This window comes from Bacillus sp. BR3(2024), from assembly GCF_039134555.1.
GTDB classification, from domain to species: domain Bacteria; phylum Bacillota; class Bacilli; order Bacillales; family Bacillaceae_G; genus Bacillus_A; species Bacillus_A cereus.
This window is the reverse complement of record NZ_CP152433.1, coordinates 4,667,169-4,687,500: the sequence shown is the minus strand read 5'-3', so window position 1 is coordinate 4,687,500 and position 20,332 is coordinate 4,667,169. Positions and strand designations below refer to the sequence as shown.

Below are 20,332 nucleotides of genomic sequence, written 5' to 3'. Positions count from 1 at the left end.
TTGTTCTGCCAAGGGCATAGCTGGGTAGCTATGTGCGGAAGGGATAAGTGCTGAAAGCATCTAAGCATGAAGCCCCCCTCAAGATGAGATTTCCCATAGCGTAAGCTAGTAAGATCCCTGAAAGATGATCAGGTTGATAGGTTCGAGGTGGAAGCATGGTGACATGTGGAGCTGACGAATACTAATAGATCGAGGACTTAACCATATAATATGTAGCAAATGTTATCTAGTTTTGAAAGAATATAAAAAACTTGTTGACTTTCGATGTCAAATGAGTTAAAATGATTCTTGTCTTAAATGAATACAGTCTGGTAATGATGGCAGAGAGGTCACACCCGTTCCCATACCGAACACGGAAGTTAAGCTCTCTAGCGCCGATGGTAGTTGGGACCTTGTCCCTGTGAGAGTAGGACGTTGCCAGGCAAATGGAGGATTAGCTCAGCTGGGAGAGCACCTGCCTTACAAGCAGGGGGTCGGCGGTTCGATCCCGTCATCCTCCACCATTTAGCCGACTTAGCTCAATTGGTAGAGCAACTGACTTGTAATCAGTAGGTTGGGGGTTCAAGTCCTCTAGTCGGCACCAGAAATCATGGCGGTTGTGGCGAAGTGGTTAACGCACCGGATTGTGGCTCCGGCATTCGTGGGTTCGATTCCCATCAGTCGCCCCATTTTTCTTAAATAAATTAATATGCGGGTGTGGCGGAATTGGCAGACGCACCAGACTTAGGATCTGGCGCCTTTGGCGTGGGGGTTCGACTCCCTTCACCCGCACTTTTAATTAAATAACTCATACATGTCTTGCGGAAGTAGTTCAGTGGTAGAATACAACCTTGCCAAGGTTGGGGTCGCGGGTTCGAATCCCGTCTTCCGCTCCAATTTTCAATATGACATGCCGGGGTGGCGGAACAGGCAGACGCACAGGACTTAAAATCCTGCGGTGGGTGACCACCGTGCGGGTTCGACCCCCGCCCTCGGCACCATATGCGCCCGTAGCTCAATTGGATAGAGCGTTTGACTACGGATCAAGAGGTTAGGGGTTCGACTCCTCTCGGGCGCGCTTTTATTAACGGGAAGTGGCTCAGCTTGGTAGAGCACCTGGTTTGGGACCAGGGGGTCGCAGGTTCAAATCCTGTCTTCCCGATATCCCTAAAAAACATGGGGCCTTAGCTCAGCTGGGAGAGCGCCTGCCTTGCACGCAGGAGGTCAGCGGTTCGATCCCGCTAGGCTCCACTTATATTAATATCATTTATGGCGGTGTAGCTCAGCTGGCTAGAGCGTACGGTTCATACCCGTGAGGTCGGGGGTTCGATCCCCTCCGCCGCTACCATAAAGGACCTTTAGCTCAGCTGGTTAGAGCAGACGGCTCATAACCGTCCGGTCGTAGGTTCGAGTCCTACAAGGTCCACCATTAGACGTATATATCTCGGAGGTATACCCAAGTTCGGCTGAAGGGATCGGTCTTGAAAACCGACAGGCGGCGAGAGTCGCGCGGGGGTTCGAATCCCTCTACCTCCTCCATTTTTTCTAAAGTAAATATTTTATCATCGCGGGGTGGAGCAGCACGGTAGCTCGTCGGGCTCATAACCCGAAGGTCGCAGGTTCAAATCCTGTCCCCGCAACCAAATGGTCCCGTGGTGTAGTGGTTAACATGCCTGCCTGTCACGCAGGAGATCGCCGGTTCGACCCCGGTCGGGACCGCCATTTTTACATAAAGGCTCGGTAGCTCAGTCGGTAGAGCAGAGGACTGAAAATCCTCGTGTCGGCGGTTCGATTCCGTCCCGAGCCACCATTTTGAAGTCGCAAGCCGACTTAGCTCAATTGGTAGAGCAACTGACTTGTAATCAGTAGGTTGGGGGTTCAAGTCCTCTAGTCGGCACCACTTTCAAAATGAGCCATTAGCTCAGTTGGTAGAGCATCTGACTTTTAATCAGAGGGTCGAAGGTTCGAGTCCTTCATGGCTCACCATTTACAATTTAATGCGGGTGTAGTTTAGTGGTAAAACAAGAGCCTTCCAAGCTCTGGTCGAGAGTTCGATTCTCTTCACCCGCTTTTCAATTATGGGCCTATAGCTCAGCTGGTTAGAGCGCACGCCTGATAAGCGTGAGGTCGATGGTTCGAGTCCATTTAGGCCCACCATAATTGTTCCGCAGTAGCTCAGTGGTAGAGCTATCGGCTGTTAACCGATCGGTCGTAGGTTCGAGTCCTACCTGCGGAGCCATATTTATAGAGAAGTACCCAAGTGGCTCAAGGGGCTCCCCTGCTAAGGGAGTAGATCGCGAACGCGGTGCGAGGGTTCGAATCCCTTCTTCTCTGCCAGAACTGGCCCGTTGGTCAAGTGGTTAAGACACCGCCCTTTCACGGCGGTAACACGGGTTCGAATCCCGTACGGGTCATACTAAAAGAGATAGCATAATCTGCTATCTCTTTTTTGTTGTATAAAAATGGACTTTGGATAGTCTGCTTTTTTATGCAATAGAAGAAATATGAAGTATTCGCTGTTGCAGTTGGGTACATAGAGAGCCGTAAATACAATCATGTTAATTATTTGGACCTGTATGAATATGAAGGAATTAACTTCAACTTGAACTTTTACCCCAGCTGTATGGCTGTAGCCTCCTACACTTGGAGAAACCGATGAAAAATGCATCTGGGAGCTACTGTGGAAAATAAATAATATATAGAAGAAGTTGCTTTCTCTCAATAGCTGTGATCTACTGAAGACAGTTTTTTTATGTTGTCAGTATTGTCGAGTTTTGTCGGTAAGTCGATATATTGCAAAAATCGCTGATATAATTTGAGTTACGATCGATAAATTTTAATAATCGCTGATATAATTTGAGTTACGGTCGATATATTCTAAAAATCGCCGGTGTAATTTCACTTACCGACAAAAAACACAAGAAAATCCCTTTCACAATCTAAAGAAAACGCCTCCATTGAAATGGATTCCACACCTATTCCAATAACTTTACACTCTATGTGAAAAAGTTCACAAATAGGTCATAATTTGTGAAGTAATTCACAATAATACGTGCTACAATATGAATGTAAAGAAGTTAAACAACATTAAATTAGTATTTTAATTAATTACTTAAACAATCATAAAAAAATATATGTGAACAATAGAGAGGGGAAATTACCATGAAAAAAGGTATCAATCGTGTAGTATTAGTAGGAACAGGAGCTGTAGGTTGTAGTTACGCTTACTCAATGATCAACCAAGGTGTAGCTGAAGAATTCGTATTAGTAGATGTTAATGAAGCAAAAGCAGAAGGGGAAGCAATGGACTTAAGCCATGCGGTACCATTCTCTCCATCACCAACAAAAGTTTGGAGCGGTAGCTATGCAGATTGTAAAGATGCAGATTTAGTTGTTATCACTGCTGGGTTACCACAAAAGCCAGGTGAAACTCGTTTAGACTTAGTTGAGAAAAATACAAAGATCTTTAAACAAATCGTTCGAGGCATTATGGATAGCGGATTCGATGGAATCTTCTTAATCGCAACTAACCCAGTTGATATTTTAACTTACGTAACTTGGAAAGAATCTGGTTTACCGAAAGAGCGCGTAATCGGTTCTGGTACTACTTTAGACTCTGCTCGTTTCCGTTACATGTTAGGTGACTACTTAGATGTAGATCCACGTAACGTTCATGCTTACATCGTTGGTGAACACGGTGACACTGAACTTCCAGTATGGAGCCACGCTACTATCGGTGTACAAAAATTAGAAACAATCTTAGCTAACAACGAACAGTACAAACAAGAAGACTTAGACAAAATCTTCGAAAACGTACGTGATGCAGCTTACCATATCATCGAGCGTAAAGGTGCAACTTACTACGGAATCGGTATGTCACTACTTCGTGTAACTAAAGCAATCTTAAACAACGAGAACAGCGTATTAACTGTATCTGCATACCTTGAAGGTCAATACGGCGAGAAAGATGCTTACGTAGGTGTTCCAGCTGTAATTAACCGCGAAGGTGTACGTGAAATCGTAGAACTTGAGCTAAATGAAGATGAAAAAGCGAAGTTCGCTCATTCTGTAAAAGTATTAAAAGAAACAATGGCACCAGTACTATAATAATTGCTAAATAGTTCAGAGGTGGGAAACTGCTTCTTACCTCTGAACTTATATAATTTAATATAAATTCCTTTTCCGGTTTCCCTTGTATATCCCCAATATACCCCTTTTGCTGGATAAGGGTCGTTTATAGAAAAAGAGCACTCTATTTTACGTAGAGTGCTCTTTATTATTCCGCTATTTGCCGGGCAGTAAAACCTCAATTGATTAAAGTTTCACTTTATTATTTTTTAGGCGTTAATCCTAATTTCTTTAAAATATCTGCCAGTGTACCGCTTTTTGATTTTTCTATAGGTGTTTGTGATTTAGATGCATCTGGCCCTTTTTTCAAGAAGTTCTTTTCAACGAAGCGAATATCTTTTTCGTCGACAATACCATCTTTATTAAGATCTCCGTCTTTTACAGTTAGTCCTTTTTTACCATAGTTGCTAGCAATGATTTCAGCATCTTTAATATCGATTACTTTATCACCATTTACATCGCCGGCAAGGTTTTCGTCAGGTCTTGCATAATAATATTGGCCAAGCAACTTACCGTCTTTTTCAGTACCAAGTTTCGTTGTTAGGCGGCTTGTTAAATGTCCTGGCACCTCTACATATAAGTTATAGTCGCGTTTATTAACTGGAAGTCCATTTAGTTTGAAGTATCCGTATTTATCTAGTGAGCCTTCAAACTTATGACGGTAAGAATCAGTCGCATATACTTTTACGTCAAGCTTTGTATAATCGAACTTTTCATCTAAATATCCGCGTTCATTTAAGAATGCACCAGGTTTAATATTTCCTTCTACTAATGAGTTTAAGGACATAACTGAGAATGTTTGATCTTGAAGTACACGCATTCTATTTGGTTCTGATTCACCTTGTTTCCAGTAAACAAAAATTGGTGATTCTAATTGAGCGTTTGCTTCATAAAACTCATCATTTTCTACTTTGAAAGTTACATCAATGAACGGGAAATCACCATCTAATCCAGCAAAATTTTTATCATCGATAGCTCCGCCAACTGTAACAGAGCCTGCCTCTAGTTTCGGTTCATTTACTTTTGCGGTTACCCCTTTTTGGGAAAGTAGCTTTTCAAAAGCAGGATTAAATTTCGCATTTGCAAATTTGAAGTTCTTCTCTAGGAAGTTTACATTAAATTGCCCAGCAACAAATTGTTTTACGTGTTTCGCGTTTAGTGTTACTGTGAACTCGTCATTTTTATATAATTCTTTTTTATCGTAACTAGTTTTTGCATATTGAGCACCTTGCGGGATAAACCAGTAGTTATTTACACCGTTTGGATAGTCAGGACCTGCAGTTGCATAATCGAAAATATATACGCCTGTGTTCATTGGACCTTCCGTTCTGAAGGAGTCAGGTGTAATGCCAACTTTAAAGTCGCCATTTGCATTAATCGGTAAAAACTTATGCAAGTATGGAGAATAGTCATAGTACATAACGCCATTCGCTTCTTGCGTAATGTTTAATCCTTTTCCTTTTAAGTAATCAACGTTTGAATCGTATACATTTCCTTTAATCCATAATGCTTTTTTGCCATCTTCTACTGTATAATTTTCTTCATTTAACTCGTAAATACCAGGTTTTAATCCAGTTAATTTCACTTCTGGTGGTGTATTATCAATTACAACATAATCACCTTTTACACGTGCTTTCCCAGCCTTATCATAACCGACAAACTCAATTGTGTAGTCTCCTTCTGGTAAGTTGATTTTCTCATCACCGATTGGTTTTGCAGGATCATTTGTAAAAGGATACACTTTTCCATTAAAGAATGAATCTAAGTAGTAATACACATCAGTTTTTAGGCCACTCGTGTTTAATGTTCCAATGAAGCCAAGAGCTTTATTTGTTTTGGAATCTTTTACGATAAGATCTAACGTTTCAAGTTCGCTGTTTAATTGGAATGCTCCGTGAACATACGATTCACCGTATGGATTGAATTTAGATGTATCAGTTGAAATTGCTTTTCTTGATAGTATTGCATTTTCAATACCAGGCTCTGATACACGAATAGAGAATGGGATTTGATATGTTTCTTCTTTATTTTTTGTGTTCGTAATATGAATGTACCCTTCATATCGGCCTTGTTTCACACCGGCTGGAACATTAATTTTTGCTTCAATTTCACCTGTTTTGCCAGCATCAAGAGTAATTGTTTCTGGAGCAGAGATTTTTACAACGTTTGCGACAGCATCGTTAATAGTAGACGATGCTGGTGTATAAGAAATTTCTGTTTTAAATTCTTTTTTCTCTTGTTTATTATGATTAGTTACTTTTATATTTCGTTTTTGTTCAAGAGCTTCACCGTCTTTTTGATAAAACTTACCGAATGCAATAGATCCAGTTTCTTCGGGTACTTCAATTACTTCATCATTTACAACAGTTTGTGTCGTATCTAATACTTTAAAGCTTGTTTCTGTACGAACGGCGTTGTAAGCATCTACTCGCCCAGCTCCAACTTCATATACGGAATATTTTTCTTTTAAATCATTAGCTGTGTTCATAAGAGACGCTTTTACATCGAACGGAGAGTAGTCTGGGTGTTCTTGTAAAATTAGAGCAGCAACGCCAGCGATATGAGGAGAAGCCATAGATGTTCCTTGCATACGCTCATAGGAAACAGCGTAGTTTTCACCCTCTTGCGGGTCGTTAATATATTCAGGAACTGTTGAAAGGATAGCGACACCAGGCGCTGTAATATCAGGCTTAATATCATCATTTGCTGTAACAGGACCGCGTGAGCTAAAGTCTGCAAGATGATCGCCTTCTGTTTGAATGTAATTAATTTCATCGAGAGTTAAGGAGGTGCTACCTTGTTCGATTTGAGCTTTTAGTTTTTCACCTTCTTCTTTCGTTAGGCGGAATGCTGGAATGTATTTTGTACTTTCGCCAACGTAGAAAGGAATTTCTCCATCCACATTGTTATAAATAATAACGGCTTTTGCACCTGCTTGTTTTGCATTAGCAATTTTTTCATCAAATGACAGTGTACCGCGTGCAACGAGAGCGATTTTTCCTTTTACATCTTTTTTACTAAACTCGTCAGGCGTACCAATTCCTACATATTCAATAGGTAAAGTTTGTCCCTTGAAATCTTCTATTTTATCAGTGAAGTTTTTGCCGAATAGAATTAGGTTAGGAAATTGTAATTGTCCAGCATGACCTGATAGTTTCGGTAAGGAAATAGAGCTATCACTTGCTCCAACCGTAATTGCAAATGGTGAAGCACCTGGTGATCCGAGTGTTGATGGATTTGGTCCAGAGTTACCAGCAGCAACGACTGTAACAACGCCTGAAAGCATTGCATTATTAACAGCGATAGATGTTGGATCGAGTGGATTGTTGCTATCATCACCTAACGATAAGTTAATAACGTTCATACCGTCAGAAATGGATTTATCAATTGCAGCGATAATACCTGAACTATCTCCACTTCCGTATGGACCGAGTACACGATAGTTATACAGTTCAATGTCAGGTGCAACACCTTTTACTGCTGAATCAGATTGGTTCTTCTTTTGAGCAGAAACGATACCTGCTACGTGAGTGCCGTGGGCTGTGTAGAAGGAAGAACCACGGTTATCAAATTCAGGAGCACCAGATTGTTGCCATTCTGAATAAGTAGTTTCCATTGGATCTGCATCATTATTAATAAAGTCCCAACCCTTTACTGAGTTTGGGTCTACTTTGCTAGAGTCCTCACCAGGTTTCGCGCGATAGCCTTTATATACGTCTTTTAAGTCAGGATGATTGTAATCAATACCTGTATCTAATACACCAACTTTAATTCCTTTTCCGGTAATGCCCTCACTATGTAACTTATCTACTCCAATTTGCGGGATGCTATCTGTTAGTTTTTGAGGCGCTTTTTGCTCAGCTTGTTTTGGTAAATTTAATTTCACTTCGTAATCTTTCCAAATACGTTTTACAACGCCAATTCGTAACAATTCTTCTACTGTATTTGCTGGTAATGTCATCGCAACACCATTTATCGCATGCTTATAAGAACGTTTAATTTGTACAGACTGGAAGTTTCCTGATTTTACTGATGGGCTGAATTGATAAAGACGTTTTAGTCCTTTTTCGAATTCTTCATGTTCTTGATCAATACGTGCTTTTATATTTTCAGGAGCAGACTGTAATCCTTTTTCTTTTTGTTTTAATTCATTAATCTTTACTGGAGCAGTTTGAAATTCTACGATGATATTTACAGGCTCAGAACTACTCGTATTAATATCTGGTGAAATTGTAAAACCAGGGTTGGCATCTACCGTTTGTAATGCCAGGCGTTGTTCTTTAGAAAGCTTAGATAATATAGAATGAGCATTTGAAGATTCAATTTGGTTAATAGGACTTTCAGCAAGTACATTGAACGGAATAGCAGTTGAAAACAAAACGCCAGCTGTTACAATTCCGGTAACAAAACGATTTTTCTTTTTCATGTATAGGCCTCCGGTAATTTATATTTTTAAAAATTATTTCTCCACGCCAGCTGTTTGCTCAGCATGGAATGTCCAGTTTAGCTGCAGGGAATCACCTTGAAATTTATTTTGATCTCGGTCGTTATCTTCAAATGAGAAGAGGACGTGTAAGTAATCTGTTTCACCAGATTTAATACCATCTATTAAGTTATGACGTTCTAGAGACGTAGCGACATCTTCAGGTTTCATAGTTTTTAATTGTGATAGTTTTGTTTCCCACACAATCTCATGATCATCGTTTGGATTAGATGGCTGTCCATCATTTACTAGAAACTTGACGATAATGTGATCACCTAAATCTTCACCGTCATTATTTTGCTTTGCATCTGTAACTTCATATGATGTTTCAAGTGCTACTTTTGCGATATCCAATGTACCTTTATTTTCAAGCTTGAAGTTCCTTTCAATAAAATCACCTGGTTTTAAATCTTTCACATTAACGATTACACTTGGATTAATAGAAAGATCTAGTGTTCCAGCTTGAAATGAGTTACTTGATGTTTCTGAATCACTGAAATAGGCGAATACACCGCCGAATGTAAGGGATAAGCCAAGTGAAGCGGTGATAATTCCCATTCCTACTTTTTGTTTTAATGACATAAGAAAGCCTCCTAGTTAAATTTGTATAGCAACCGTTCGCAACAAGGATAAATAAGTAAACATAGTAGTCCGCTATGAATTATAGTTACGAAAGATCATAGTTCTTTATTGAGAACAAGTATATGCTTATGAATTTCGCGTTTCAATAAAAATATGACAAAAAATGTTGAGAAACATTTTTTTATTACAGATTATTTTGTTTTGATTTTGAGTGGAAAATAGCATGAAAAATAGTATAAACCTAATAAAATAAAGGTTGAGAAAAAAATAATAGGAGGAAATATAGAAGTAGAATGAAGCGTTTACAATGAATATTCGTCAAAATTCGATATTTTACACGGAAATGTGAAGAAAAACTAACATTTTTAAGAAAAAAACGAATGTTTTTTATAAATTAACAAGGATATTGCAGTTTTTCGCAGAAATAGTTAAAGTATAAAAAATTCTGTCATCTAAGTGAGGTGAGCATATTGAATGTAATAAATTGTGAAGAAGTGAAACGAGATGAGTTTCATACAGAAAAGTACTATGAAAGTTATAACATCTTTGGCGCGCATGTTGTGACGGAAGATGAGATTCAAGGGGTACGATTTACAGTGTGGGCTCCTCATGCGAAAGCAATGAGTGTTGTTGGGGATTTTAATGAGTGGGATTATGAGCAACATAAGATGCTACAAGTGACAGAAGAAGGCATTTGGTCCTTATTTATACCGCATATTGAAGAAGGAGAAATATATAAATATGCGATTGAAACATTGGCTGGTGACGTCATTTTAAAGGCAGATCCGTATGCTGTATATGCAGAAGTAAGACCGAATACGGCATCTGTAGTTTTTGATATAAAAGGATATGAATGGAATGATAAAAACTGGAATCGTAAGAAAAAGAAAAAATCGATTTATAAAGAAGCGATGACAGTTTATGAATTACATTTTGGTTCTTGGAAAAAGAAAGAAGATGGAACGCTGTACTCTTACAGGGAAATGGTTGAAGAGCTCATCCCGTATGTGGTGGAACATCAATTTACACATATTGAAATTATGCCGCTTGTTGAGCATCCATATGATCGTTCTTGGGGATACCAAGGAACGGGATATTATGCAGCGACGAGTAGATTTGGTACGCCGCATGATTTAATGCATTTTGTCGACGAATGTCATAAATATGGAATCGGTGTCATTTTAGATTGGGTGCCGGGGCATTTTTGTAAAGATGCTCACGGTTTATATTTGTTTGATGGTACACCGACCTATGAATATAAAGATAAAGATGTACAAGAAAATCCAGTATGGGGAACTGTCAATTTTGATTTAGGAAAGAGAGAGGTACGTAATTTCTTAATTTCAAATGCGTTATTTTGGATGAGATATTTCCATATTGATGGTTTCAGAGTTGATGCAGTTGCGAACATGTTGTACTGGAATAAAGAAGGACAAGAGCAAAGTAATGAGCATGCTGTTTCATTTTTAAGAGAGTTAAATGAAGCAGTGTTTGCAGAGGATGAAGATTTTCTTATGACGGCAGAAGATTCAACAGCTTGGCCACTTGTAACAACTCCAACGTATGAAGGTGGGCTTGGATTCAATTACAAATGGAACATGGGCTGGATGAATGACGTGCTGAAATATATGGAGTGTGCGCCTGAATATAGGAAACACATTCATGAGAAAATGACGTTTTCTTTGCTATATGCGTACTCTGAAAACTTCATATTACCGCTTTCTCATGATGAAGTCGTTCATGGGAAAAAGTCGTTATTAAATAAAATGCCAGGTGATTACTGGGATAAGTTTGCTCAGCTTCGTTTATTATATGGATATTTCTTTACTCACCCAGGAAAGAAATTACTTTTCATGGGAGGGGAATTCGGACAGTTTGATGAGTGGAAAGACCTTGAAGATTTAGATTGGAATTTACATGATTTTGAAATGCATCGTTATATGCATGATTACTTTAAAGAGCTCATAGCATTGTATAAGCGCTCAAAACCACTTTGGCAGCTTGATCATTCGCCTGAAGGTTTTCAGTGGATTGATGCTAATAATAACGAGCAAAGTATTTTCTCGTTTATCCGCCAAGGGGATAAACAAGAGGATGCGTTAGTTATCGTATGTAATTTTACGAAAGCTACATATGAAAACTATAAAGTAGGTGTACCAGATTTCGAGTATTATAACGAGATTTTAAACAGTGATGCACAGCAATATGGCGGTTCGGGGCAAGTGAATAAGAAACGTCTTAAGACGATTCTAGAACCGTACCATAATCAAGCAGCACATGTAGAGATTACAATTCCACCATTTGGCGTATCCATATTACGACCAGTGAAGACGAGAAAGGGGAGCAAAAAACAAGATGGCTCAAAAACAAAAGTGCGTAGCAATGTTACTAGCAGGGGGAAAAGGTAGTCGATTAAGTGCATTAACAAAAAATTTAGCCAAGCCAGCTGTTCCATTTGGTGGTAAATATCGCATTATTGATTTTACGCTAAGTAACTGCGCAAATTCTGGTATTGAAACGGTTGGGATTTTAACGCAATATCAACCACTAGAACTTCATAATTATATCGGAATCGGCAATGCATGGGATTTAGACCGAGTAAGCGGTGGAGTCACAGTATTACCTCCTTATGCGGAGTCTTCAGGTGTGAAGTGGTACACAGGTACGGCAAGTGCCATTTATCAAAACTTAAACTATTTAAGTCAATATGAACCAGAGTATGTTCTTATTTTATCAGGCGACCATATTTATAAAATGGATTACAGTAAGATGCTAGATTACCATATTGAGAAAGAATCGGACGTATCCATTTCTGTTATTGAAGTACCTTGGGATGAAGCGAGTCGCTTTGGCATTATGAATACAAATGAAGAAATGGAGATTGTTGAGTTTGAAGAGAAACCACAATTTCCAAGAAGTAATCTTGCATCAATGGGAATCTATATTTTTAATTGGTCAATTTTGAAAGAGTATTTAGAGATGGATGCAAGAAACCCTGAATCTAGTAACGATTTCGGAAAAGACGTACTTCCGCTTTTATTGGATGAAGGGAAGAAGTTAATGGCGTATCCGTTTGAAGGATATTGGAAAGATGTTGGAACGGTGAAGAGCTTATGGGAAGCGAATATGGATTTGCTTCGCGATGAAACATCACTGAATTTAAACGATCGTAATTGGCGTATTTACTCTGTCAATCCAAACGAACCGCCTCAATATATTGCTGAAAAGGCGAAAGTAGAAGAATCGCTTATTAACGAAGGATGCGTCATTGAAGGGGACGTGAAGCATTCTGTGTTATTCCAAGGAGTGACGGTGGAAGAAGGAAGTATGGTGATTGATTCTGTCGTTATGCCAGGGGCTAAGATTGGTAAAAATGTTGTGATTGAAAGAGCGATTGTTGGATCAGAAATGGTTATCGAAGATGGAACAATCATTCGTCCAGAAAAGAATGTTGACGATGTAGTATTAATTGCTGAAGGGAAATAGAAAAGGGGGATGAAATGAATGGGAGAAAAAATGTTAGGAATTATTAATGCAACGGGAAGTTTTCCTTCCTTAAAGAAAGTAACAGGGCATCGTTCACTAGCGGCGTTACCGTTTGGGGGCCGTTATCGACTCATTGATTTCATGCTTTCAAATATGGTGAATTCTAGTATTCATAGTGTGGCAGTTTTTACAAGCCATAAAAATCGTTCGTTAATGGACCATGTTGGTTCAGGAAAACAGTGGGATTTAGATAGAAAACGAGACGGACTATTTTTATTCCCGCCAAACTGCCAATGTGACCAAGATGAATTTGGGTCTTTTGCACACTTTAGAAGACATATTGATTATTTTCTAAGAAGCAGAGAAGAGTACGTTGTTATTACGAATAGCCATCTCGTAACAGCATTAAATTTTCAAGCGGTGTTAGAGCGACATATACATATGGCAGCTGATATTACAGAAGTTTGCCATGAAGGGGTTTCGCTTCAAACATACGTGTTAAAGAAACAATTATTGTTAGACTTATTTGAGTCATATAAAGGTGTGGAACAATACAGTTTATTTGATGTAGTGAGAGAAAAGCGCGGGAAATCATTACACATTGCTACATATGAACATACTGGATATGTAGCAATTATTGACTCGATTGAAAGTTACTATAAACATAGCTTAGAAATTTTGCAACCTGCTATTTGGAAGCAATTATTTAAGAAAGAAGCACCGATCTTTACGAAAGTAAAAGATGAGCCACCAACTCGTTATTTAAAGGGTGCAGTCGTGAAAAATACAATGATTGCAAATGGCAGTATTATTGAAGGGGAAGTCGAAAACAGTGTTGTTTCCCGTTCGGTTAAAATTGGAAAAGGTTCAATTATTCGTAACAGTATTATTATGCAAAAGAGCCAAATTGGAGATAACTGTATAATAGACGGTGTTATTATTGATAAAGACGTGAAAATTGGCGACGGTGTCGTATTAAAAGGAAGCGCCGATGAGCCGTATGTTGTAGAAAAAGGAAGCGTACAAAACAGTACGATTAATAGTTATTCCTAAAGAATCAGTGGGGGCTTTTTCCTCCACTGATTAAAGTTTTAATTTAAATGAAAACTCGAAGGGAGGAAGCTGCAAGAGGAGTAATAAAAACTTTTCGCGCAGTGGGACAACAAGTGAATATTTTATTTGCAGTATCAGAATGTGTACCGTTTGTGAAATCGGGAGGATTAGCTGATGTAGCGGGTGCGCTCCCAAAAGAGCTAAAAAAATTAGGAGTGGACGTTCGTATTATACTTCCGAATTATAGTCTCATTCCGCAAAAGTTAAGAGATGGATGTACGTTACATAAAGTAATTAACGTCCCTCTTGGGTGGAGAAATCAATATTGTGGAATTTTAAAAGGTGAGCAAGACGGAATTACGTATTACTTAATAGATAATGAATATTATTTTAAGAGAGATTCTCTGTATGGTCATTACGATGACGGAGAGCGTTTTTCTTATTTCTCAAAAGCAGTGTTAGAGTGTATTCCGCACCTTGATTTTGAAGTGGATGTTCTTCATAGCCATGATTGGCATACGGCTATGGTTAATTTCTTACTTCGTGAAAAGTATCAAGATAACCCGTTATATGAGCGTATTAAAACGGTATATACGATTCATAACTTGCAGTTCCAAGGTGTATTTCCTCCTGAAGTGATGTACGACTTGTTAGAGCTTGGTGATGAATATTTTCATAGTGAGCAGCTAGAGTTTTATGGAAACGTAAACTTTATGAAAGGCGGTATTATTGCTTCGGATCAAATTACAGCGGTGAGCCCGACGTATAAAGAAGAAATTCAATATGAATTTTTCGGTGAGAAGTTAGATGGATTACTGCGAAAATATAATGATAAGCTTAGCGGCATTGTAAATGGTATTGATACGAGCGTATATAATCCAGAAACGGATTCGTATATTAAGGCCCAGTATGATGCAGAGTCATTATATGAAAAGAGTGAAAATAAACGCGCCTTGCAGCGTTATTTTGATTTGCCAGAAAAAGAGGATACACCAATTATTTCAATGGTAACGAGATTAACGAAGCAAAAAGGTCTTGATTTAGTACGTACTGTATTCCGCGAAATAATGGAAGAAGATGTACAATGTATTATTTTAGGTTCAGGTGATTCGGAATATGAGCAATTCTTTGAGTGGATGGCATATGAGTATCCGGAGAAGGTAAAAGTTTATATCGGATTTAATGAAGAATTAGCTCACCAAGTGTATGCGGGAAGCGATTTGTTTTTAATGCCATCGCTGTTTGAACCGTGTGGACTTGGACAACTTATCGCATTAGCATACGGTACGATTCCAATTGTAAGAGAAACAGGTGGGTTAAACGACACGGTACATTCTTATGATGAAGAAACTGGAGAAGGAAATGGTTTCAGTTTCACGAATTTTAATGCACATGACATGCTGCATACGATTCATCGTGCAATTGAATTCTATCATGATAAACCAGTGTGGGAGCAGCTTGTAAAACAAGCGATGACTGAAGATTATAGCTGGGAGCAATCGGCTCTTGCTTATAAGGAATTGTATAAAAGTCTCATGGAATAACATGTAGGTGGTGAAAAAATGTTTACTCATGTTGAAAGTTTTAAATCAACTTTTCTAGAAAAGTTAGAGACGATGTATGGTAAAAGTTTTAAAGATTCTACAACTCGTGATCAATATAATACACTCGGCCATATGGTACGTGAGTATATGAATAGTCAATGGATTGCAACGAACGAGAGTTATCGATCCGGAGAGCAAAAGCAAATGTATTACTTGTCTATTGAGTTTTTGCTTGGACGTTTGCTTGGAAGTAACATCTTGAATTTAGGTATTCGAAATGTATGCGAGCAGGGGTTATCTGAACTAGGGATTTCATTACAAGAGTTAGAAGAAGTGGAAGCAGATGCAGGCCTTGGTAATGGTGGGCTTGGACGCTTAGCAGCCTGTTTTCTCGATTCACTCGCATCTTTAAACTTACCAGGACACGGCTGTGGAATTCGTTATAAACATGGTTTGTTTGATCAGAAAATTGTTGATGGTTATCAAGTTGAATTTCCAGAACAGTGGCTTCTTCATGAAAACGTATGGGAAGTAAGAAGGTATGATCAAGCTGTAGAAGTAAGTTATTTCGGCAGTGTTGAACCGCTAGAAATTGACGGGCGTTTAGATTTTAGGCATACAAATGCAGAAGTCATTATGGCCGTGCCATATGATGTGCCGGTAGTTGGCTATGAGACGAGTACTGTAAATACACTTAGACTTTGGAATGCTGAACCAGTTCCTTTCCCGCAAAACTGCAAAGATATTTTGAAATATAAGCGTGAAACAGAGGCTGTATCGGAGTTTTTATATCCAGATGATACGCATGATGAGGGAAAAATACTTCGTTTAAAACAACAGTATTTCCTCGTATCAGCAAGTTTGCAAAATATCGTTCGAATGCATAGAGAAAGATATGGTGACCTTCGTCAACTACATGAAAAAATTGCGATCCACATTAACGATACACATCCGGTTTTAGCAATTCCGGAACTGATGCGTATTTTACTAGACGAAGAAAAGTTAGCATGGGAAGAAGCTTGGCACATAACGACGCAGACGATTTCTTATACGAATCATACGACGTTATCAGAAGCGCTCGAAAAGTGGCCAATTCACATTTTTAAACCGTTATTACCGAGAATTTATATGATTATTGAAGAGATTAATGAACGTTTCTGTCATGAACTGTGGGAACAGTATCCGTATGAGTGGGATCGTATTGAAGCAATGGCGATTATTGCACATGACCTTGTGAAAATGGCTCATTTAGCGATTGTCGGTAGCCATAGCGTAAACGGTGTAGCAAAAATTCATACGGAAATATTAAAGCAGCGGGAAATGCGATTGTTTTATGAATTTTATCCAGATAAGTTTAATAATAAGACGAATGGAATTGCTCATAGGCGCTGGCTTATGAAAGCAAATCCACAGTTAACAAATCTCATTTCAGAGGCGATTGGAACGGAGTGGAAGAAAGAACCGATTAAGCTTCAAGAGCTACAATTAGTTCAATATGATGCGAGTTTCCAAGAGAAATTTGCAGAGGTAAAACAAGAGCGTAAAGAGATTTTAGCGGAGCGTATTCATAATACAATGGGGATTACCATTGATCCAAATTCTATTTTTGATGTGCAAGTGAAAAGATTACATGCTTATAAACGACAATTATTAAATGTTCTTCATATTTTATATTTGTATAACCGTTTGAAAGAGGATGCTAGTTTTACATTTTATCCGCGTACTTTTATTTTTGGAGCGAAAGCATCACCTGGCTATTATTACGCGAAAAAAATTATTAAATTAATAAATGAACTCGCAAGAAAAGTAAATAATGACCCGTATGTCAGTCAATATATGAAAGTTATCTTTCTAGAAAACTATCGAGTTTCTTTAGCTGAAGATATATTCCCAGCAGCGGATGTAAGTGAACAAATTTCAACGGCGAGTAAAGAAGCATCGGGAACAGGTAATATGAAATTTATGATGAATGGTGCGATTACACTCGGAACGCTAGACGGTGCTAACGTTGAAATAAAAGACCGGGTCGGTGAGGATAACTGTTTTATTTTCGGTTTAACAGCCGAAGAGGTTCTTCATTACTATCAAAATGGTGGGTATCGTGCAAGTGATTATTATCACCACAATAGGCACATTAAAAAAGTAGTTGATCAATTAACAAATGGTTTCTTTGCACAATCGGGAGCTGAATTTGAAGCGATTTACGATTCTCTCGTTATTCAAAACGATGAATATTTCGTTCTGCGAGATTTTGGTCCGTATGCTGAAAGACAAGAAGCTGTTGGTAGAGCTTATGAGAACCGAACGAAGTGGCTAGAAATGTCTATTTTAAATATTGCACAGTCTGGTCATTTTGCGAGCGATCGAACGATTTTGCAGTACAGTAATGAAATTTGGGGTATCGGTAATGCAGTTAAACAGTTTTAAAGAGGTTGCTATATTGGGAGATATATTATCGATTTACCAACAAAAATGGATATTAATAAATAAAACGAGCTTAATAAAATTAAGCTCGTTTTATTTATTTTGCTTAAGAAAGAAATGGAACAGTGGTATATATGATACCTGCCCCATCATACTCTCCTGTCGCAAAGTATGAAAATGTAAAGAAACCTGTAACCGTAAAAATTACAATAAGAAAAAGTGCGAAGATAAATTTTAACATGTAAGGTCCCCTCATCCAAAAATAACTTCATACATTATTATAGTATACGAATATTTTATTTCCAATTGTTTACTGGTTAAAAATGAGAAGTCAGACATGTTTTGTATGTTGTAATGGAATGATTATTTGTAATGGATTTTGTGTTTTTTGTAAATGTCATGTTGTGATGGACGTGTGCATACTCCCAATCATGATCATTAAAATTTATGTTTCGGGGAGGGAGAAGTGGGACGACATCGAACAAGTTGACGAAACGAAAGCTACTAGCTACTTGTAGTTTATAATAATTTCGAAAAGCGATATCTCCTACTTTTGGAGAAGCGAATGTATAAAGTCCATACTGTGCGAAGGCAGTATTTATACGTGCATCTAATATGTGTAATGTGGCAAGCGCGCCACCTAGACTATGCCCAGTAGCTAGCAGTTTTTTATGTGCTGGCAATGATACGAGCATATCCATAATAGAATCACGACAAGACTCATAAATAGAGAGAAAACCGTTATGGACATTTCCGCCATTTAAAGCATAAGGATAAGGTTTTTGATTGACGAGAGAATCAATAATCCAATCTGGATCTGTTTGAGTGCCTCTGAAGGCAACAATAATTGTATCCTCAGATTCTAATATAAATCCGAACCATTCTGTTGTTTGAATGGCCTTTCCTTGAAACCCTTGTACATATTGAAAACCATCTGGTATTTCGAAAATGCCATTTTGTTTATATTGTTCATACGTTAACTCACAACAAGAAGCTAACAGTATGGCAGTGTCTTTATCAAAGGATAAAGGAGTACGCATTAAGGAAGCCCTCCTTAAGAAAAAGTATAGTTTAATATATGCAGTGAGGAACTTGATTCATTCTTTTGGAGGTGGGGAATAGCTTGTATCGCTTATCTAAATCAGTGGAGGAAATTATAACGTCAAAATAAAACAGTGCCTGATAAGGGCACTGTTTACTCTTTTTCATCTCAAGGAATCGACTTTTTAGTTATTCTTAATGAACTGACGCATGCGTTAGTTGCATAAGTAAGAGGTTTGAAAAAATAGCCTGTATATATTTGAACGATGAATAACTTACCTATTTTCTTGTGTTTGTTTACACTATATACAGAAAAATTTGAAAAACAAAACGTATTATTTATCTGTTTGTTTTTGCTTCTTTTTCAAATACTCCGTACGCAATTTTTCAAGTTGTTGCTTTTTATCAAATTTGGCAGGTTTCTGTTTTTCATGGAACTTTGCCACAGCTACCTGACTTTTGGAATCCAATTGATATTTTCCCACTTTGTTCACCTACTTTTCTTGTCTCTAAAGAGAATCTATTCAACAAATATAATATACCTTATTTTCCTGAAGTAAACCTTATTACTTTATTTTAACTGCTTTTTCTCGTTTGTAGACGTAAATTAAAACACCCTTTCACTGCATTACTGCAAGTAAGGGTGTTTTAATTTTATTATTTTATTAGTTGATGGCCATGCCTACATAAGGGCACAGTTTACTCTTTCCCATCTAATAAACGACCAAGTCCACCTAATACACTACCTTCGCCAGTACTTTGCGCTGCTGGGCTTGTAAGGCGTGCTGCTAAGCGGCTAAGTGTTAAGGACTGAATCCAAACTGTTCCAGGACCTTCTAATGTTGCGAAGAATAAACCCTCGCCGCCAAATAGAGCTGTTTTTACTTTACCAACGAACTCGACATCATAGTTAATGTCTTTTGTCATAGCAACGAGACAACCTGTATCAATGCGAAGTTTCTCACCAGGTTTTAATTCACGTTTATATACAGTTCCACCTGCGTGCATGAAAGCAAGGCCATCACCTTCAAGTTTCTGCATGATGAAACCTTCACCACCGAAGAAACCAGTTCCTATTTTTTTCGTAAATTCAATTCCGATGGAAACACCTTTTGCGGCACAAAGAAAGGCATCTTTTTGACAAACTACTTTTCCTTGATACTCTGTTAAATCTACAGGAATAATTTTACCAGGATAAGGAGCAGCAAATGAGACGTGGCGCTTGCCGTGACCTGTATTTGTAAATACAGTCATAAACATACTTTCGCCTGTAACGAGACGTTTACCAGCGCCCATTAATTTTCCGAATAAACCTCCAGATGGGCCAGAACCATCACCGAAGATTGTTTCCATTTCTATGTAATCTTCCATCATCATCATTGCGCCAGCTTCTGCGATCACGCTCTCTTCTGGATCTAACTCAATTTCAACAAACTGCATATCATCGCCATATAACTTATACTCAATTTCGTGTGCTCTCATTTTTTTCACCTCGTATGTAATAGATACTTATATTGTACAGAATTTAATAGGATTAGAATACTTTAGTTTTGTTAATTTTCAAATAAAGTGGAACCAGCCAAAACTGATTATCAGCTCCCGCCAATCAAGC

The 20,332-nt window shown here is 38.3% G+C and carries 12 protein-coding genes, 22 tRNA genes and 2 rRNA genes (1 of these 36 running past the window's edge); 30 read left to right on the top strand and 6 right to left on the bottom strand.

Features of this window, described 5'->3' with window-relative positions; translation table 11 throughout:
* The 25 genes from V7S45_RS24265 to V7S45_RS24145 form a co-directional block, all read left to right on the top strand.
* Positions 1 to 205, top strand: a 23S ribosomal RNA gene (locus V7S45_RS24265) (it extends 2,717 nt beyond the left edge of the window).
* A gap of 102 nt (positions 206 to 307) precedes the next feature.
* Positions 308 to 423 (top strand): 5S ribosomal RNA (gene rrf / locus V7S45_RS24260).
* A gap of 4 nt (positions 424 to 427) precedes the next feature.
* Positions 428 to 503: transfer RNA gene (locus V7S45_RS24255), tRNA-Val, on the top strand.
* Between the two features lie 4 nt (positions 504 to 507).
* Positions 508 to 583 (top strand) — tRNA-Thr (locus tag V7S45_RS24250).
* 9 nt (positions 584 to 592) lie between these two features.
* Positions 593 to 668 (top strand) — tRNA-His (locus V7S45_RS24245).
* Positions 669 to 690: 22 nt separating this feature from the next.
* A tRNA-Leu gene (locus tag V7S45_RS24240) sits at positions 691 to 771 on the top strand.
* Positions 772 to 800: 29 nt separating this feature from the next.
* Positions 801 to 875 (top strand) — tRNA-Gly (locus tag V7S45_RS24235).
* Between the two features lie 16 nt (positions 876 to 891).
* Positions 892 to 980, top strand: a tRNA-Leu gene (locus V7S45_RS24230).
* 3 nt (positions 981 to 983) lie between these two features.
* A tRNA-Arg gene (locus V7S45_RS24225) sits at positions 984 to 1,057 on the top strand.
* Positions 1,058 to 1,067: 10 nt separating this feature from the next.
* Positions 1,068 to 1,141 (top strand) — tRNA-Pro (locus V7S45_RS24220).
* A 16-nt stretch (positions 1,142 to 1,157) separates the two neighbouring features.
* Positions 1,158 to 1,230 (top strand) — tRNA-Ala (locus V7S45_RS24215).
* Positions 1,231 to 1,250: 20 nt separating this feature from the next.
* Positions 1,251 to 1,327 (top strand) — tRNA-Met (locus V7S45_RS24210).
* 4 nt (positions 1,328 to 1,331) lie between these two features.
* Positions 1,332 to 1,408, top strand: a tRNA-Ile gene (locus V7S45_RS24205).
* A gap of 17 nt (positions 1,409 to 1,425) precedes the next feature.
* Positions 1,426 to 1,518 (top strand) — tRNA-Ser (locus V7S45_RS24200).
* A gap of 27 nt (positions 1,519 to 1,545) precedes the next feature.
* Positions 1,546 to 1,622 (top strand) — tRNA-Met (locus tag V7S45_RS24195).
* Between the two features lie 3 nt (positions 1,623 to 1,625).
* Positions 1,626 to 1,701, top strand: a tRNA-Asp gene (locus V7S45_RS24190).
* Positions 1,702 to 1,713: 12 nt separating this feature from the next.
* A tRNA-Phe gene (locus tag V7S45_RS24185) sits at positions 1,714 to 1,789 on the top strand.
* A 14-nt stretch (positions 1,790 to 1,803) separates the two neighbouring features.
* Positions 1,804 to 1,879, top strand: a tRNA-Thr gene (locus tag V7S45_RS24180).
* Between the two features lie 10 nt (positions 1,880 to 1,889).
* Positions 1,890 to 1,965 (top strand) — tRNA-Lys (locus V7S45_RS24175).
* A 13-nt stretch (positions 1,966 to 1,978) separates the two neighbouring features.
* Positions 1,979 to 2,049: transfer RNA gene (locus V7S45_RS24170), tRNA-Gly, on the top strand.
* A gap of 10 nt (positions 2,050 to 2,059) precedes the next feature.
* Positions 2,060 to 2,136 (top strand) — tRNA-Ile (locus V7S45_RS24165).
* Positions 2,137 to 2,143: 7 nt separating this feature from the next.
* Positions 2,144 to 2,218: transfer RNA gene (locus V7S45_RS24160), tRNA-Asn, on the top strand.
* Positions 2,219 to 2,225: 7 nt separating this feature from the next.
* A tRNA-Ser gene (locus V7S45_RS24155) sits at positions 2,226 to 2,316 on the top strand.
* 5 nt (positions 2,317 to 2,321) lie between these two features.
* Positions 2,322 to 2,393, top strand: a tRNA-Glu gene (locus tag V7S45_RS24150).
* A 748-nt stretch (positions 2,394 to 3,141) separates the two neighbouring features.
* Complete coding sequence (locus V7S45_RS24145; RefSeq protein ID WP_000715338.1) at positions 3,142 to 4,086, top strand: L-lactate dehydrogenase; 945 nt, start codon at positions 3,142 to 3,144, stop codon at positions 4,084 to 4,086.
* A 223-nt stretch (positions 4,087 to 4,309) separates the two neighbouring features.
* Here the strand turns inward: V7S45_RS24145 and V7S45_RS24140 are convergent, their stop codons facing one another.
* A complete protein-coding gene (locus V7S45_RS24140; protein ID WP_025686777.1) occupies positions 4,310 to 8,533 on the bottom strand; it encodes a S8 family serine peptidase in 4,224 nt (1,407 codons plus the stop codon).
* A gap of 33 nt (positions 8,534 to 8,566) precedes the next feature.
* Positions 8,567 to 9,172, bottom strand: a complete 606-nt coding sequence (locus V7S45_RS24135; protein ID WP_000053927.1) for a CalY family protein — start codon at positions 9,170 to 9,172, stop codon at positions 8,567 to 8,569.
* A 470-nt stretch (positions 9,173 to 9,642) separates the two neighbouring features.
* On the opposite strand from V7S45_RS24135, the gene glgB reads away from it, so the two are divergent.
* The 5 genes from glgB to glgP all read left to right on the top strand — a co-directional run bounded on the left by glgB (position 9,643) and on the right by glgP (position 17,682).
* A complete protein-coding gene (gene glgB / locus V7S45_RS24130) occupies positions 9,643 to 11,580 on the top strand; it encodes a 1,4-alpha-glucan branching protein GlgB (RefSeq protein WP_001100880.1) in 1,938 nt (645 codons plus the stop codon).
* Positions 11,528 to 12,658: a glucose-1-phosphate adenylyltransferase gene (glgC, locus tag V7S45_RS24125; protein WP_000057619.1), complete on the top strand. Its 1,131-nt coding sequence runs from the start codon at positions 11,528 to 11,530 to the stop codon at positions 12,656 to 12,658. The genes glgB and glgC overlap by 53 nt, the downstream gene beginning before the upstream one ends.
* A gap of 18 nt (positions 12,659 to 12,676) precedes the next feature.
* Positions 12,677 to 13,711: a glucose-1-phosphate adenylyltransferase subunit GlgD gene (gene glgD / locus V7S45_RS24120; protein WP_342761527.1), complete on the top strand. Its 1,035-nt coding sequence runs from the start codon at positions 12,677 to 12,679 to the stop codon at positions 13,709 to 13,711.
* Between the two features lie 113 nt (positions 13,712 to 13,824).
* A complete protein-coding gene (gene glgA / locus V7S45_RS24115; RefSeq protein WP_342761526.1) occupies positions 13,825 to 15,255 on the top strand; it encodes a glycogen synthase GlgA in 1,431 nt (476 codons plus the stop codon).
* A gap of 18 nt (positions 15,256 to 15,273) precedes the next feature.
* Positions 15,274 to 17,682, top strand: a complete 2,409-nt coding sequence (gene glgP, locus V7S45_RS24110; protein ID WP_342761525.1) for a glycogen phosphorylase — start codon at positions 15,274 to 15,276, stop codon at positions 17,680 to 17,682.
* A gap of 103 nt (positions 17,683 to 17,785) precedes the next feature.
* On the opposite strand, the gene V7S45_RS24105 is transcribed toward glgP, so the two are convergent.
* From V7S45_RS24105 to V7S45_RS24090, 4 genes are all read right to left on the bottom strand, one after another.
* Positions 17,786 to 17,920, bottom strand: a complete 135-nt coding sequence (locus V7S45_RS24105) for a hypothetical protein (protein ID WP_000911075.1) — start codon at positions 17,918 to 17,920, stop codon at positions 17,786 to 17,788.
* Between the two features lie 76 nt (positions 17,921 to 17,996).
* Positions 17,997 to 18,719 carry a lipase family protein gene (locus tag V7S45_RS24100; protein WP_001260111.1) on the bottom strand — a complete coding sequence of 241 codons (723 nt, stop codon included), beginning with the start codon at positions 18,717 to 18,719 and terminating at the stop codon, positions 17,997 to 17,999.
* A gap of 336 nt (positions 18,720 to 19,055) precedes the next feature.
* Complete coding sequence (locus V7S45_RS24095; protein ID WP_000521639.1) at positions 19,056 to 19,205, bottom strand: hypothetical protein; 150 nt, start codon at positions 19,203 to 19,205, stop codon at positions 19,056 to 19,058.
* Between the two features lie 214 nt (positions 19,206 to 19,419).
* Positions 19,420 to 20,202 (bottom strand): TIGR00266 family protein, encoded by a 783-nt coding sequence (locus tag V7S45_RS24090; protein WP_001201257.1) that lies wholly within the window; start codon positions 20,200 to 20,202, stop codon positions 19,420 to 19,422.
* Between the last annotated feature and the right edge of the window lie 130 nt (positions 20,203 to 20,332).